The organism is Anaeromicrobium sediminis (assembly GCF_002270055.1).
GTDB lineage: Bacteria > Bacillota > Clostridia > Peptostreptococcales > Thermotaleaceae > Anaeromicrobium > Anaeromicrobium sediminis.
On record NZ_NIBG01000005.1, the window covers coordinates 130,563 to 147,375 of the forward strand.

The 16,813-nt window shown below is 31.4% G+C and carries 12 protein-coding genes; 11 read left to right on the top strand and 1 reads right to left on the bottom strand.

The window, feature by feature from the left end; genetic code table 11:
• Positions 1-211 precede the first annotated feature (211 nt).
• From CCE28_RS07965 to CCE28_RS07995, 7 genes are all read left to right on the top strand, one after another.
• Entirely contained in the window at positions 212-3,496 is a 3,285-nt protein-coding gene (locus CCE28_RS07965) for an efflux RND transporter permease subunit (RefSeq protein WP_095132736.1), read from the top strand.
• Entirely contained in the window at positions 3,483-4,589 is a 1,107-nt protein-coding gene (locus tag CCE28_RS07970) for an efflux RND transporter periplasmic adaptor subunit (protein ID WP_095132738.1), read from the top strand. Before CCE28_RS07965 ends, CCE28_RS07970 begins: the two co-directional genes overlap by 14 nt.
• A gap of 12 nt (positions 4,590-4,601) precedes the next feature.
• The gene (locus CCE28_RS07975) at positions 4,602-6,047 is read left to right on the top strand and encodes a sensor histidine kinase (protein WP_095132740.1); all 1,446 of its coding nucleotides are present in this window, start codon (positions 4,602-4,604) and stop codon (positions 6,045-6,047) included.
• Between the two features lie 22 nt (positions 6,048-6,069).
• Positions 6,070-6,768 (top strand): response regulator transcription factor, encoded by a 699-nt coding sequence (locus CCE28_RS07980; protein WP_095132742.1) that lies wholly within the window; start codon positions 6,070-6,072, stop codon positions 6,766-6,768.
• A 184-nt stretch (positions 6,769-6,952) separates the two neighbouring features.
• Positions 6,953-10,237: an efflux RND transporter permease subunit gene (locus tag CCE28_RS07985; RefSeq protein WP_095132745.1), complete on the top strand. Its 3,285-nt coding sequence runs from the start codon at positions 6,953-6,955 to the stop codon at positions 10,235-10,237.
• Positions 10,224-11,330 carry an efflux RND transporter periplasmic adaptor subunit gene (locus tag CCE28_RS07990; RefSeq protein ID WP_095132747.1) on the top strand — a complete coding sequence of 369 codons (1,107 nt, stop codon included), beginning with the start codon at positions 10,224-10,226 and terminating at the stop codon, positions 11,328-11,330. The genes CCE28_RS07985 and CCE28_RS07990 overlap by 14 nt, the downstream gene beginning before the upstream one ends.
• 106 nt (positions 11,331-11,436) lie before the next feature.
• Positions 11,437-12,135, top strand: coding sequence for a response regulator transcription factor (locus CCE28_RS07995; RefSeq protein WP_095132749.1), 699 nt, complete (start codon positions 11,437-11,439; stop codon positions 12,133-12,135).
• A 261-nt stretch (positions 12,136-12,396) separates the two neighbouring features.
• Here the strand turns inward: CCE28_RS07995 and CCE28_RS22995 are convergent, their stop codons facing one another.
• On the bottom strand, positions 12,397-12,690 hold the full coding sequence (locus CCE28_RS22995; protein ID WP_095132751.1) for a transposase: 294 nt from the start codon (positions 12,688-12,690) through the stop codon (positions 12,397-12,399).
• Between the two features lie 133 nt (positions 12,691-12,823).
• On the opposite strand from CCE28_RS22995, the gene CCE28_RS08005 reads away from it, so the two are divergent.
• From CCE28_RS08005 to bioA, 4 genes are all read left to right on the top strand, one after another.
• On the top strand, positions 12,824-14,170 hold the full coding sequence (locus tag CCE28_RS08005) for an MATE family efflux transporter (protein ID WP_095132754.1): 1,347 nt from the start codon (positions 12,824-12,826) through the stop codon (positions 14,168-14,170).
• A 126-nt stretch (positions 14,171-14,296) separates the two neighbouring features.
• Positions 14,297-14,410: a DUF378 domain-containing protein gene (locus tag CCE28_RS22915; protein WP_408607021.1), complete on the top strand. Its 114-nt coding sequence runs from the start codon at positions 14,297-14,299 to the stop codon at positions 14,408-14,410.
• Between the two features lie 259 nt (positions 14,411-14,669).
• Entirely contained in the window at positions 14,670-15,359 is a 690-nt protein-coding gene (bioD, locus tag CCE28_RS08015; protein WP_095132756.1) for a dethiobiotin synthase, read from the top strand.
• Between the two features lie 44 nt (positions 15,360-15,403).
• Complete coding sequence (gene bioA, locus CCE28_RS08020) at positions 15,404-16,765, top strand: adenosylmethionine--8-amino-7-oxononanoate transaminase (protein WP_095132758.1); 1,362 nt, start codon at positions 15,404-15,406, stop codon at positions 16,763-16,765.
• Positions 16,766-16,813: the final 48 nt, after the last annotated feature.

Sequence of the window (16,813 nt, forward strand, 5' to 3'; positions counted from 1 at the left end):
AGTATGGTATGGGCGCTAGATTGGTGTGCTAGAGATCTCTTGTATATGTGGATATTTATTAGACGAATGAGCTAAGAAAAAGTTCCCTATTAATATGTTTTTTATAATTAGTTAATAAAAAATTAATATTTAGTTTCTTCTTATTTAATCCTTATAGATTAATATATAATAGACAGTTATATGTTAAAAAAATAAAGGCGGTGAAGGGGATTTGAGCAATAAAAATGAAATAAATGATAAAATAAATATTTTAGGTCAAATATCTAATTTTTTCGTTGAAAGGTATAGGGTAGTTTATTTAATATTAATAGGATTATTATTACTAGGGGGAACTGCCTACATAGGATTACCTAGAGAGAGAGCACCTGAAATTGAACTTCCCTACGTAAATATAATGACTACATATGTGGGAGCATCACCTAATGAGATAGAAAACCTCATTACAGATGAAATAGAAACTAAAATAAATGGATTGGAGGATATAAAAGAGATTACCTCCACATCACAAAATAGTGTGTCTAGTATAACTATAGAATATGAAATTGGAACAGATGTAGATAAGAAAATACAAGATATAAATAATGAAATATCAAAAATGAAAAGTGAATTACCAGAAGATAGTGATGATCCTATAGTTAGAAAATATGACATAGGAAAATCACCAATTATGAAATTAAATATAAGTGGAGATTATGATTTAGTTACTTTAAAAAATATAGCAGAAGATATTAAAGATGAAATAGAAAAGATAGATGGAATACAAGAAGTAGACTTAACAGGTGGACTTGATAGGGAAATACACATATATATTGATGAAGGTAAGTTAAAAACTTATAACCTTACTACTGGTGACATAAAAAATGCTATTTCAAGTTCTAATGTAGATTTTCCAGGTGGAGATATAGAGTTAGATGATACAAATTACAATATAAGAACTGTTGGTTCTTTTGAAGAAATAGAAGAAATAGAGAACACTGTCATAATGACTAAAGATAATGTACCAGTGAAATTAAAAGATGTGGCAGAGGTCAAGGATACTTTTGAAGATGTGGAGTCTTATGCTCAAATGTTTGAAAGAGGCATGTCTGATGAAAATGAGACTACTAATACCATAAAATTATCAGTCAAAAGGGAAGACGATGGAGATATAATTGGACCATGTAACGAGATTATAGCTTTAATTGAAGGTGGAAAAGGAATTTTATATCCATCAGATGTATTTGTAAGTGTGGCTAATAATCAGGCTGTTGATGTACAGGACTCATTAAATGATGTAGTATCTAATGCTGTTTCAGGATTATTAGTAGTAATCATAGTTTTATTCCTGTTCATAGGCCTTAGAGAGTCTATAATAGTATCCTTTGTAATTCCGTTATCCCTATTATGCAGTTTTATTCTTATGAAAAATACAGACATGACCTTTAATGGAGTATCTGTGCTGGCATTAATTTTAGCCTTAGGAATGCTTGTGGATAATGCCATAGTTATAATGGAGAATATAGATAGAATAAGGGATGAAGGATATGATGTAAAGACTGCTTCTAAAGTTGCTACAAACCAGGTGGCGCCAGCAGTAATGGCATCTACCTTAACTACCATGGCAGCTTTCTTACCTATGGCTATGATGGGGGGAATCATGGGACAGTTTATGAAGGTTATCCCCATAGTTGTAATGTTTTCCATAGGTTCATCATTTATAGTGTCCTTAGTAATTACTCCAGTACTTTGTTCTAAGTTATTAAGTAAATACAAGAAGGATGAAAAGAAAGTTAGTCCTAAGATAAAGAAATTAAATAATATATTAGCTGTAGTATTTGTGTTCATACTTTCCATGTATGCATTTAGTATAGATGGAAAAATTGCCATAATAACTGTAGTATTGGCAATTATATTTGCAGGGGCCATGTTTATAAAGCGATTTAAAATGAAAGAAAATACTTCCCATGAAGATATGGCTGTAATCAAGAAATATTCAAAATTCATGGACAGTGTATTAAGTTCTAAGAAAAAGAGAATTTTAGTATTAGCATGTGCATTTGGCGTATTTGTAGCCAGTTTATCAACTATCCCTATGGGATTATTAAAGATTAAGCTATTACCAGATACTGATAGTACTACATTTACTATAAAGATAGAAACACCTCCAGGATACCTTCTAGAGGAAACTGGGGAAGTAGTTAAAACCGTAGAAGATTTATTATATAAATACGAAGAAGTAGATAACTTTGTAAGTTCTTTAGGGAGTGATTCTAATAAAGCTGAAATAGATGTAAACTTAGTTGAATCAGATGAAAGAGAAAGAACTAGTAATGAAATTGCTGCACAAGTTAGGAATGAAATAATAGATATTCCAGGAGCTAAGATTACTATAGAAAAGCAACAAAATGGCCCGCCTACTGGTAAGCCTATTAGTATTGAATTAAGAGGGGATGACCTAGATAGCATTGAAAAAGTGGCAAGTGATTTTAAGAACATTGTAGAGAATATAAAAGGCACCCAAGAAGTATTTACTACTCTTGAAGGAGGTAGACCCGAGCTTCAAATAGAGGTTAATAAGGAGAAGGCTGCCACATTAGGATTGAGTGTAACAGATGTATCTATGCAGATAAGAAATACAATTCAAGGGATAAAGGTATCTGAGCTTAAACAAAACAATGAAGAGACAGATATACTGATAAAAAATTATAAGGATGAATTTAAAACTTTAAGAGATTTAGAAAAGATATATATAACTTCAAATAAGGGTGAAAAAGTACCATTTACTACAGTTGCAAGTATAAAAGAAGACATAGGTTTATCTAAGATAGAACATGATGATTTAGATAGAATAGTAACAGTAGAGGGTGAAGTAGAAGGAATAACTTCAGGAGAAGTTATAAGACAATTTAAAAAAGAAATAACTGATTATCCTCTTCCAAAGGGTGTAACCGTATCTTATGGTGGAGAAACACAGGAGACACAAGAATCCTTTACAGAATTAGCCATAGACTTAGTGATAGCTGTATTACTAGTATTTATCATACTAGCAGTACAATTTAACTCCCTATCTCAACCATTAGTAATATTAGCATCTGTACCATTAGCTGTAATAGGAGTAATGATGGGGCTTATAATAACTAACAATAACTTTGGTATGTATGGATTTATGGGATTAGTATCCCTTGTAGGTATAGCAGTTAATGATGCTATAGTACTGGTTGATTACACTAACTATTTAAGAAATAGTGGACACAGCCTAGTAGATGCTATTAGGGAAGCAGGAAAGACTAGATTTATGCCAGTATTTGCAACGTCAATAACTACTATAGGTGGAATATTACCCCTAGCTATAAAGAATGCTGAATATGGAGAAATGGGTTATGCCTTAATATTTGGATTAGTTGCGTCTACTGTATTGACTTTAGTAATAATTCCAATAGTGTATTCTTTATTAGAGGAATTTAAACTATATAGGTCAAATAAGAAAAAGGGGAGAGTAGAAAATGAAGAAGCTTAAGATGTGTGCAATGATCGCATTAACTATAGGATTAGTATTTAGTGTCACAGGTTGTGGAAAAAAAGAAGCAGCGGCACAGGTTGCTCAGAAGAAAGTTGTACCAGTGGAAGTAATGGAATTAGGAACGTCTACAGTTACAGAAGAATATAATTCCTTTGGAAAGACATTTGCCTTAGAAGAAACTACTGTGGCAGCTAAGACTAAAGGTGAAATAAAGAATATAAACTTTAATGTGGGAGACAAAGTAAGCAAAGGAAGTGTTTTATATACTGTAGATAGTGATACTATTGTAAATAATTATGATATGAAAATAAGCTCTTTGGAAAAAAACATTAAAGATTTAGAGCTAAAGTATAATGATACCCTTAGAACTTACAATAACACTAAGATGTTATATGAAAATAAAGCAGCGTCAAAAAATGATTTAGATAATGCAGAATCTAGTTTTAATCAAATTAAATTAAGCTTAGATCAGTCTAGAAGAGATTTAGAATTAAATAAAAGGGACAGAGAGCTATCCGTTGGAAATACCATAGTTAAAAGTCCTATAAATGGTATTGTGGCTGAGAAGAATGTGGAAGTTGGAGAAATGGCAGGCAATGCTGACTTTAAAATAGTGAACTTAAATAGGATAACTATTAAAGTTAATGTGGCAGAAAATGTAGTAAACAGAATTAATGAGGGAGACAATGTGGACGTATATATAGAATCGTTAAATGAAAACTATAATGGAACAATAACTTCCATAAGTCCTATAGGAACGGGAAATAACTCCACATATCCTGTGGAAATAGAAGTTGTAAATGAAGGATCTAAAATAAGAACGGGAATGTTTGCAAAAGCTAATTTTAATATAGCAAATCTTCAGGACCAAATTCAAGTACCTAAGAAATCAATCTTAAAAGCTCAGGATGAAGATTATGTATATATAGTAGATGCGGAAACTAATATGCCTAAAAAAACAGTTGTGGAGACAGGAATAGTAAACAACGGATTAGTCCAAGTTAAAAATGGATTAAAGGCAGGAGATAAATTAGTTGTAAAAGGTCAAGAATATGTGGATGAAAAAAGTGAAGTTAAAATAGTAAACTAATTGGAGGAAACTATGTCTATAAGAACTAGGCTTATACTCTCATACATAGGGATGATTCTCATCCCTATGATTCTCATTTATCTTTTTTATGGTATGTTAGGTAGTTTAGTATTTAATGATGAATTAAATTATTATGAAAAGGCAAATCCAGTTAAATTGATGGGAAGAAGTGTATATAAGGGTGAGAAAATTTTAAGGAAACTAAATATAGATTATATTAATAATAAGGAAAAACTAAAGGATATAAATTATTTAAAATCCTTTGATAAGGAACTAGATGAAGTATTTTTAGGTATGGTTGTAAAGGAGAATGGAGAAACAAAATATGTTTCAGATATATTAAATGAAGAGAGAATACTAACTAACATACCTGACTTTGGTGAAAATGCAGATATGCAATATGACACTATTGAAAAACATGGATTTGTAGTAGGAGCCCAAAGGGATTTCATAATAGATGATTCTAATATGAGTATTTATCTTATAGCTGACGTATTAGAAGGAAGAACCATCATAAAAAAAATTGAAATATATACCTTAGCAATAGCTACCTTAGCGGTATTAATAGTAGCTTTTGGTTTAACTTTTTCCATGTATAGGGGAATAATAAAACCTATTGAAAAATTAAAAAATGGAACTAGCCAGATTAAAAAAGGTAATTTAGATCACAATATTGAAGAACATGGAAATGATGAGATGGGAGAATTAATAAGAGATTTTGAAGATATGAGATTGAGGTTAAGACACGCTAGGGATATGCATATTAAGTATGAAGCCAATAGAAAAAACCTAATATCTAATATATCCCATGATTTAAAAACTCCCATAATGTCCATAAAAGGATATATAGAGGGAATAAAAGATGGAGTTGCAAAATCTCCAGAAAAAATGGACAAATATATAAATACCATATATGATAAAACTAACCACATGGAGAACCTAATAAATGAGTTGTTTTTATTTTCAAAGCTTGATTTAAATAAGGTTGATTTTGATTTTCAAACTATTGACATAGTAAAATATTTAAAATACTGTGTTGAAGATTTAAGTTTTGATATGGAAAAGACAGGTGGAATTATAGAGTTTAATCAGAAAAATGAAGAAATTATGGTAATAGCAGATTTACAAAAACTTCAGCGTATAATACTAAACATTATACAAAATTCCATGAAGTATAAATCAGAAAAAAATTTAGTAGTAGAAATAAATATTAAAGAATATGAAGACCTTGTTAAAATTGAAATTAAAGATAATGGAAAGGGCATAAGCAAAGAGGACCTTCCATATATTTTTGATAGATTCTATAGGGCAGACAAATCTAGAAATACATCCATTGGCGGAAGCGGATTAGGCTTGGCCATATCTAAGGAGATTATAAAGGCTCATGGTGGAGATATATGGGCTGAAAGTGAGATAAATGAAGGGACTAGTATATTTTTCTCCATAAGAAAATGTTAAATAAAGAGGGAGGAGTACTTGTATGAAGAAAATATTAATTATTGAAGATGATATAAGTATTGCCGAATTGGAAAAGGACTATTTAGAAATCAATGACTTTGAAGTTGAAATAGAAACAAGTGGTCAAGCAGGACTAGATAGGGCATTAAAGGGAAAGTTTGACTTAATAATATTAGATTTGATGCTTCCAGAAATAGATGGATTTAAAATATGCAAATCTTTAAGAAATGATATAGATATTCCAATACTGATGGTTTCTGCTAAGGGAGAGGGAATAGATAAAATAAGAGGATTAGGCCTTGGTGCAGATGATTATATAACCAAACCATTTAGTCCAAGTGAATTGGTGGCTAGGGTTAAAGCTCATCTTGGAAGATATGAACGCCTTACTAATAAGAGTGTAAGTAATAATAAAAATATAGAGATTAATGGATTAGTTATAGATAATTACTCAAAGCGAGCTTATGTAAACGACAAGGAAGTAAATCTTTCCTCTAAGGAATTTGACATATTAGAGCTATTAGGTAAAAATCCTAATAGGGTCTTTAGTAAGGAAGAAATATTTGAGAGAATATGGGGATTAGATTCCTTTGGAGATATATCCACAGTAACAGTTCACATAAGAAAGATAAGAGAAAAAATTGAAGCAGATCCATCTAATCCACAATACATAGAAACACTGTGGGGTCTTGGATATAGAATTAAAGATAAAAATAACTAGGAGAATTTCTCCTAGTTATTTTTTTATACAAAAACCTTCTTTATATTAGTTCATAAAAAATTAAGAAAGATTAATATTTACTTTCCTCTTATTTAAACCTTATAGATTAATCTATAATAGACAGTTATATATGGATAAATTAATTGTATTATTCTGTTAAAAAAATAAAGGCGGTGAAGGGAACTTGAGCAATAGAAATGAAATAAACGATAAAATAAATATTCTAGGAAAAATATCTAATTTTTTCGTGGAAAGATACAGAGTAGTGTATTTAATTCTAATAGGATTATTATTATTGGGAGGAAGTGCCTACCTAGGGTTACCTAGGGAAAGAGGACCTGAAGTTGAATTTAACGAGGTAACTATAAGCACTACATATGTGGGAGCATCATCTAATGAGATAGAAAACCTCATTACAGATGAAATAGAAACTCAGATAAATGGATTAGAGGACATAAAAAATATTACATCCACATCACTAAGTGGTAGATCTACCATAACTGTAGAATACCCATATGGAATAGATATAGATAAAAAAATGCAAGATATAAATAATGAAATAGCAAAAATAAAAGGTGACTTACCAGAAGATAGTGATGAGCCTGTAATTACTAAAAATGATATGTTAAAAAGACCAATTATGAGATTAAATGTAAATGGTGATTATGATTTAGTTACTTTAAAAAACATAGCAGAAGATGTTAAGGATGAAATAGAAAAGATAGATGGAATAAAAGAAGTAGGGTTAACAGGTGGACTTGATAGGGAAATACACATATACATTGATGAAGGCAAGTTAAGAACATATAACCTTACTACCACAGATATAAATAATGCCGTTTCAAATTCTAATTTGAATTTTCCAGGTGGAGATATAGAATTAGATGATACAAATTACAATATAAGAACGGTTGGGTCTTTTGAAGAAATAGAAGAAATAGAAAACATTGTCATAATGACTAAAGACAATGTGTCTGTAAAATTAAAAGATGTGGCAGAGGTGAAGGATACCTTTAAAGACGTAAAGACTTATGCTCAAATGTTTGAAAGGGGCTTTTCTGAGGAAAATGAGACTACTAATACGATAAAATTAACAATTGAAAGGGAAAATGATGGAGATATAATTGGGCCGGCTAATGGAATAATAGCCTTAATAGAAGATGAAAAAGGAATTTTATATCCATCAGATGTATCTGTAAGTGTGGCATACAATCAAGCTGTAGATGTGAAGAATTCTTTAAATGATGTAACATCTAACGCTGTTTCAGGATTATTAGTAGTAATAATAGTTTTATTCCTGTTTATAGGCCTTAGGGAATCCATAATAGTATCCTTTGTAATTCCATTATCCCTATTAGCAACTTTCTATCTTCTCCAAAGTGCGGATTTGACCTTTAATGAAATGACGGTATTGGCGTTGATTTTGTCATTAGGAATGCTTGTGGATAATGCCATAGTTATAATGGAGAATATAGATAGAATAAGGGATGAAGGGTATGATGTGAAGACTGCTTCTAAGGTTGCTACAAACCAAGTGGCACCAGCAGTAATGGCATCTACCTTAACTACAATGGCAGCCTTTTTCCCAATGACCCTTATGACAGGACCAATAGGGCAATTTATGAAGGTAATCCCAATTGGTGTAATGTTTGCCATAGGTTCATCCTTTGTAGTATCTTTAGGAATTACTCCAGTACTTTGTTCTAAGTTATTAAGTAGATATAAGGATGATGGAAAGAAATTTGCTCCTAAGATAGAGAAATTAAATAATATACTAGCTGTATTATTTGTGCTTATACTTTCCATGTATGCCTTTAGTATAGATGGAGAGATTGCCATAATAACTGTAGTGTTGTCAGTTATATTTGCAGGAGCCATGTTCATAAAGAAATTTAAGAGGAAAGAAAATACTCCCCATGATGATATGATCATAATCAAGAAGTATTCAAACTTTATGGATGGATTACTACAATCTAAAAAGAAGAGGATTTTAGTGTTAGTATGTGCTTTAGTCCTATTTGTATCAAGTTTAGCAACAATCCCTATGGGTTTGTTGAAAATTAAATTAATGCCAGATGAAGATGCTACAGCGCTTGCTATTAATATAGAGACACCACCAGGGTATCTATTAAGTGAAACGGCTGAAGTAGTTGAAGATGTAGAAAGTTTACTATACAAGTATGAAGAAGTAGATAATTTTGTAAGTACTCTAGGAAGTGATTCAAATACGGCATCAATAGATGTAAACTTATTAGAAACAAATGAAAGGGAAAAAACTAGTAGTGAGATTACAGCAATGATTAGAAGTGAAGTTGTAAACATCCCTGGGGCAAAGATTACTGTAGAAGAGGATGAAGGTGGTCCTGCTGGTGGAGCAGATATAAGTGTTGAAGTAAGGGGAGATGACCTAGATAGCCTAGAAGCAGTTGCAAATGACTTTAAAGAAATCATAGCTAATATAGAAGGAACTAAAGAAGTGTTTACTACTTTAGAAGGTGGTAGACCAGAACTTCAAATAGAAGTTAATAAGGAAAAGGCAGCCACATTAGGCTTAAGTGTATCAGATGTATCTAGGCAAATAAGAAATACAATCCAAGGCATAACTATATCTGAGTTTAAACAAAATGATGAAGAGATAGATATAATAATAAAAAATTATAAGGATGAGTTTAAAACTCTAAAAGATTTAGAGAAGATATATATAACTTCTAATAATGGTGAAAAAGTACCATTTACAACAGTTGCAAGTATAAAAGAAGATATAGGTCTATCTAAGATAGAACATGATGATTTAGACAGAATAGTAAAAATAGAAGGTAATGTAGAAGGTATAACTGCAAGTGAGGTAATTAACCAATTTAAAGAGGAAATAACAGATTATCCCCTACCAAAGGGAATAACCATATCCTATGGTGGTGAGACAGAACACGTTACAGAGATCTTTACTCAGTTGATTTCCAATATGACAGTGGCTGTATTATTGGTATTTATCATATTAGCAGTACAATTTAACTCCCTATCTCAACCATTAGTAATATTAGCATCTGTACCATTAGCCATAATAGGTGTAATGGTAGGGCTTATAATAACTAATAATAACTTCGGTGTCTATGGATTTATGGGAGTAGTATCCTTAGTAGGTATAGCCGTTAATGATGCCATAGTATTGGTTGATTATACTAACTATTTAAGAAAAAATGGCCACAGCCTATTAGATGCTATTAGGGAAGCAGGAAAGACCAGATTTCTACCAGTATTTGCAACATCGATAACTACTATAGGGGGAATATTACCTTTATCCATAAAGAGTGCTGAATATGGTGAAATGGGTTACGCCTTAATATTTGGATTAGTTGCTTCTACTGTACTGACTCTAGTAATAATTCCAATAATATATTCTTTACTAGAGGAATTTAAAATATTTAGGTCAAATAAGAAGAAAGGGAGAGTAGAAAATGAAGAAGTTTAAGATGGGTGCAATGGTCGCATTAACTATAGGATTACTATTTAGTATCACAGGTTGTGGGGCAAAACAAGCGGAGGCGGAAGTTGCTCAAAAGAAAGTTGTGCCAGTGGAAGTAGTGGAATTAGGTACATCTACAGTTACAGAAGAATATGATTCCTTTGGAAAAACATATGCATTAGAAGAAACTACTGTGTCAGCTAAGACTAAAGGTGAAATAAAGAATATAAACTTTAATGTGGGAGATAAGATAAGTAAGGGGGATATCCTTTATGTTGTAGATAGTGATACCCTTGTAAATAGCTATGATATGCAAATTAGCTCATTAGAAAAGTCTATTAAGAATTTAGAACTTCAATATAATGATGCCCTTAGAACTTACAATAATACTAAGACCTTATATGAAAATAGTGCAGCTTCTAAAAACGATTTAGATAATACCCAGTCTCAATTAAATCAAATTAAATTGAACTTAGATCAATCAAAAAAGGATTTGGAATTAAATAAAAGAGAGAGAGAACTATCCATTGGAGATACTATAGTGAAGAGTCCTATAAGTGGTATTGTTGCTGAGAAGAATATAGAAGTTGGAGAAATGGCAGGAAATGCTGACTTTAAAATAGTTAATTTAAACAAAATAAATATTAAAGTTAATGTGGCAGAAAATGTGGTAAACAGAATTAATGAGGGAGACCATGTGGATGTATATATAGAATCGTTAAACGCAAACTATAATGGAACAATAAGTTCCATAAGCCCCATAGGAACAGGAAATAACTCAACATATCCTGTAGAAATAGAAGTTGTAAATGAAGGTTATAAAATAAGAACGGGAATGTTTGCACAGGCTAATTTTAAAATAGCAAATCTTCAAGACCAAATTCAAGTACCTAAGAAATCTATCTTAAAAGCTCAAAAGGAAGATTATGTATATGTAGTAGATATGGAAAATAATATGCCTAAGAAAATAGTTGTGGAGACGGGAATAGTAAGCAACGGATTAGTTCAAGTTAAAAATGGATTAAAGGCAGGAGATATATTAGTTGTAACAGGTCAAGAATATGTGGATGAAAAAAGTGAAGTTAAGATAGTAAACTAATTGGAGGAAACTATGCTTATAAGAACGAGGCTTATACTTTCACACATAGGGGTGATTCTCATCCCTATGATTCTCAAATATTAAATGAAGAGAGAGGGGGACTTGTGTGAAGAAAATATTGATTATTGAAGATGATGTAAGTATTGCCAAATTAGAAAAGGACTATTTAGAAATTCATGGCTATGATGTAGAAATAGAAACAAGTGGCCAAAAGGGTCTAGATAGGGCATTAAAGGAAGAGTTTGATTTAATAATATTAGATTTGATGCTTCCAGAAATTGATGGATTTAAAATATGCAAGTCCTTTAGAACAAATATAGATATTCCCATACTTATGGTTTCTGCTAAGGGAGAGGGAGTAGACAAAATAAGGGGATTAGGTCTTGGTGCGGATGATTATATAACTAAGCCTTTTAGTCCAAGTGAATTGGTGGCTAGAGTTAAAGCTCATCTTGGAAGATATGAACGCCTTACCAGTAAGAGTGTAAGTAATAATAAAAATATAGAGATAAATGGATTAGTTATAGATAATTACTCAAAACGAGCTTATGTAAACGACAAGGAAGTAAATCTTTCCTCTAAGGAATTTGACATATTAGAGCTATTAGGTAAAAATCCTAATAGGGTCTTTAGTAAGGAAGAAATATTTGAGAGAATATGGGGATTAGATTCCTTTGGAGATATATCCACAGTAACAGTTCACATAAGAAAGATAAGAGAAAAAATTGAACTAGACCCATCTAATCCGCAATACATAGAAACTTTATGGGGTCTTGGATATAGGATAAAAACCAAAAATAACTAGGAGAAATTATCCTAGTTATTTTTATTATATAGATATCATGAGCGTAAACTTAACACTATAATTTTCCAACTACGAAATCAGTAACCGTCCTAAGTGTTTGGTTCGTAGTTTTTCTTTTCCTCTTATGGAACCCACTTCTTTTACATATTTTTTCAAATATATCAATGGGTTCATCTATATTTTTCTTTACATCGGTTATAATTCTATTAATCTCTGATAGTTTTACAACTACGTTCCTTAGAAACTTATACAGGCTAACCCCTATCTTTCAGCTTTATAAGTTTTAATATCATAGTAATTATAGATTGGTGTTGTGAGCATAAGCGTGATCAACTTCCCATAAATAATACAGTTTAAATATGGTAATCCTATTTTTTCAAACTCGTCAATATCTAAACGACTTTTCATCGATTTAAATAATAATTCGATTGGCCATCTCACTCTATAAACTTCTAATATTTGATTACGTGTTAGTTTTTCAGTTTCAACATTTCTTCCATAGAGGCAGAGCCATTCATAACCCTGTTTCTCAAAGCTTGTTTTGTTATAGATAATCCATTTTGATACTTTTCACATTTAGATGCTATCGCATACAATGTTATGGATTTTAAATCACAAATCATATTACTTCAACTTTTGGTTATGTGTTATAATACAATATAAATTTATTGTAGTATGGAGGAAAAGTATGATATTACTAAAGAAAAATAAACCATTACTAATATCCATAATAGCAATCGCTTTACCCGCTATCATAGAAATGGCCTTAAATACACTTCTTAATATATCAGATACTATTATGATTAGCTGGTTTATTGGAAAAGAAGGATTGGCAGCAACAGGCTTTTGTAATGAAATCATGTTTGCACTTATTTTTATTTTTTCTTCTTTTAATACAGGGGCAACAGCTATGATTTCTAGACTATACGGCGAAAAAAACTATCCAAAATTAAATAAGGTTATTGGACAAAACTTATTACTCAATATACTTATTGGCATAGTTATTTTCACTTTCTCTATATTGTTTACAAAGGAAATATTTACAATATATGATATATCACCTACTGTTTTTCATATGGCACAAATCTATTTTAAATCCGTTTCTCCAAGTATTCTTTTCATGTTCATATCCTTTGCTTCTGCGGCAAGTTTAAGAGGCGCTGGGGATACAAAAACACCCATGTTCATTACAATATTTACAAATATTTTTAATATCATAGGAAATTATTGCTTAATGACAGGATTTTGGATATTTCCAAATCTAGGAATAGAAGGTGCTGCAATAGCTACTTCATGTGCTAGATTTACAGGTATACTGATCTATTTATATATACTTTTAAAAGGAAAAAATAATATTAAAGTAAGACTAGCTACTATGAAAGTTTCAAAAGAAATACTAAAGCCACTTTGGCGTATAAGCTATCCTGGAGCCATCGAACAATTTGCTTTAAATCTTTCATTTATTGCCTTTGGTATGATCATATCCAAACTCGACACAAATTCTGAAGCAGCTTTCCGAATTCTTATAAGTATTGAGAAGATTTCATTTATGCCTGCTATAGGTCTTTCTATTGCAGCAGCTACCTTAGTAGGAAAAACTATTGGAGAAAAAAATATAGAAAAAGCACTATATACTGGCTATACAGCATCTTTTTTAGGGGCACTTTGGGGTACTTTAATAGGAATTGTTTTTATTTGTTTTCCTACTTTTTTATTGGGAATATTTACTAAAGAATCCATTATTATAAATAGTTCTGTGTTTACAATGATTATTGCTGGAATTACACAACCTCTTTTCAATCTTATGATTGTGCTTTCAGGTTCATTACGAGGTACTGGAGATACAAAATCTGTTACCATCATTACCATACTTAGAGTGTGGTGTATATCCATTCCTGTTTTTTATATTTTAACAATATTTCTTGATAGGGGTCTATCGGGCATGTGGATTGGGGAAATTATATCTTTTATTGTTTTTATTCCAGTTATGTTTCATCGCTTTCGTAAACAAAAATGGGCAAAGCTTGAATTTTAGAAAAAACTATATTATATATAGTATTTTTGTTCATACAATTGGAATGTTAATAGATGAAAACATATAAAAAGAAGCTGAAATGATAGATAAAGTACCACTTTAATTAGTTATTGTAGGTGCACTTAACTGGGGACTCATTGGTCTTTTCAGTTTTATTTAGTTGCAAGTTTGTTAGGAGGACAAGCTTCAATACTTAGTAGAATTGTGTATTCACTTGTTGGACTAGGTGAATATATGTAGTTAGCTTTTTATCTAAGGAAAGAGAAAGAATCGAAAAGGGGCTGTCTCACTTTTTATTGTGAGACAGCCCCTTTTATTTTGCTTTTTTATTTTATTTCTTAAAGTACATGATAACACAAATACATTATTAATAACTCATTCTTCATCTCAATAAGTTCACATAAGTTTGGAAGTAGTATATATAATTGACAAAGGAATAAATATGAAATACAATTTTGTTAACTGATAAAAATAAAAAGGTTAACAAAAGAGGTGCGAAATGGGCAGAGGAATTTTTATAGTAGGTACTGATACAGATGTGGGCAAGACTTTTGTAACGGCAGGGCTAGTGTATAAGCTTAAAGAAACAGGTATGGATACTTGTGTGTTTAAACCTGTATTAAGTGGAGGAATCATGGAAAATAATCAATTGATTCCTGGAGATGTATCCTTTGTAAAGGATGTGGCAGGTTTAGATGAAGAGTATGAGAATATGAATTCATATTGTTTCAAAGATCCTGTATCTCCCCATATAGCAGCGGAGAGAAGTAATGTGAACATAGACAGACAAAAGATAATAAATGACTATAATAAGCTTTCTGAAAAGTATGAATATGTGGTAGTAGAAGGGGCTGGAGGTGTAGTAGTTCCTATAGTAAGAAATGAATACTATATATATGATATGGTGAAAGACTTGGATTTAGAGGTTATAGTAGTTACTCGTGCTGGTGTGGGGACTATTAATCATACAGTTCTTACAATAGAATTTTTAAGAAGTAAAAATATAAACATTAAAGGTATTATAGTAAATGGATATACAGGATCCTATTATGAAGATGATAATATAAACATAATTAAAGATATAACTGGAGAAAAAATATTAGGAGTAGTTAATAGGACACAAAACAGTGAGTCTATAGAAGAAATAAGGAATGAGTTTGATAAATTTAATGTTGAATGTATCTTGTAGAGGAAAATTATTTTTCACAACCATAAGCTAAGGGGGATTTTAAGATGAATAAGGTAAAGGAACTTCAAAGGAAAGATTTACAATACATATGGCATCCCTGTTCTCAGATGAAGGACTATGAAGAATTGCCACCTATAATAGTAAAAAAAGGTGATGGAGTATTTATAGAAGATATAGAAGGAAAGAGATATTTAGATGCCGTGTCTTCTTGGTGGGTAAATTTATTTGGTCACTCTAATCAAAGGATAAACGATGCATTATATAAACAGGCGAATCAATTGGAACATGTAATATTTGCAAACTTTTCCCATGAGCCAGCCATAGAACTATGTGAGAGATTAATGAAATTAGTACCTAAGGGATTAGGAAAAGTATTCTTTGCCGATAACGGATCTTCATCTATAGAAGTGGCTTTAAAAATAAGTTTCCAATATCACTATCAAACGGGGAAAGAAAAGAAGAAAAAGTTTGTGGCATTGACAGATGCCTACCATGGAGAGACTATAGGCGCTCTATCTATGGGAGGATGCGATAGATATAGCCAAATATTTAAGCCCTTATTATTAGACGTGGAGAGAGTAGATAGTCCAGATTGTTATAGATGTAAATATGGAAAATGCAGGGATAATTGTGATGCAGAGTGTTTTGAACACATGGAGGAAACTGTTAAAGAAAACCATGAAGAAATTAGTGCTGTAATAATAGAGCCTATGGTACAAGGTGCTGGTGGAATAAAAATATATTCTCCAAAGTATCTTAAGAAATTAAGAGCACTATGTGATAAATATGATATAAACCTAATTGCTGATGAAATTGCCATGGGTATGGGACGTACTGGTAAGATGTTCGCCTGTGAGCATGCTGGTATTACACCAGATTTAATGACTGTATCAAAGGGGATTACGGCAGGATACTTACCACTTGCACTAACTATTATGACAGATAAAATATATGATGCCTTTTATGATGATTATACGGCAGGAAGATCTTTTATTCACAGTCATAGTTATTCAGGAAATGCTTTAGCCTGTAGTGTGGCAGTGGAGACTTTAAAAATATTTGAAGAAGATAATGTACTTCAGGTAAATGAAGAAAAAGCCAAGGTACTTAGAAAAATAGCTGAAGAAAAGTTATTAGATATACCACAGGTAGGTGAATATCGCCAAATTGGTATGGTAGGAGCAGTAGAACTAGTTCAAGATAAGGAAAGTAAAGAAAGATTCCTTTGGGATGAAAGGGTAGGATACCAAATATATAAAATAGCCCTAGAAAAGGGGGTACTAATAAGACCTATGGGAGATGTGGTATACTTCATGCCTCCATATGTGATTAATGAAGAAGAAATAGAATTTATGATAGATGTAGCTAGAGAATCCATATTAGAGTATTTTGAGAATAGAAAATAGATAAAGGCCATCAAATTTAAATTTGATGGCCTTTATTAATAAATCACT

Excerpts from the sequence above, each read along its gene's own strand:
- CCE28_RS07970 (WP_095132738.1), top strand. The coding sequence starts at position 3,483 with ATGAAGAAGCTTAAGATGTGTGCAATGATCGCATTAACTATAGGATTA.
- CCE28_RS07975 (WP_095132740.1), top strand. The coding sequence starts at position 4,602 with ATGTCTATAAGAACTAGGCTTATACTCTCATACATAGGGATGATTCTC.
- CCE28_RS07980 (WP_095132742.1), top strand. The coding sequence starts at position 6,070 with ATGAAGAAAATATTAATTATTGAAGATGATATAAGTATTGCCGAATTG.
- CCE28_RS07990 (WP_095132747.1), top strand. The coding sequence starts at position 10,224 with ATGAAGAAGTTTAAGATGGGTGCAATGGTCGCATTAACTATAGGATTA.
- CCE28_RS08005 (WP_095132754.1), top strand. The coding sequence starts at position 12,824 with ATGATATTACTAAAGAAAAATAAACCATTACTAATATCCATAATAGCA.
- bioD (WP_095132756.1), top strand. The coding sequence starts at position 14,670 with ATGGGCAGAGGAATTTTTATAGTAGGTACTGATACAGATGTGGGCAAG.
- bioA (WP_095132758.1), top strand. The coding sequence starts at position 15,404 with ATGAATAAGGTAAAGGAACTTCAAAGGAAAGATTTACAATACATATGG.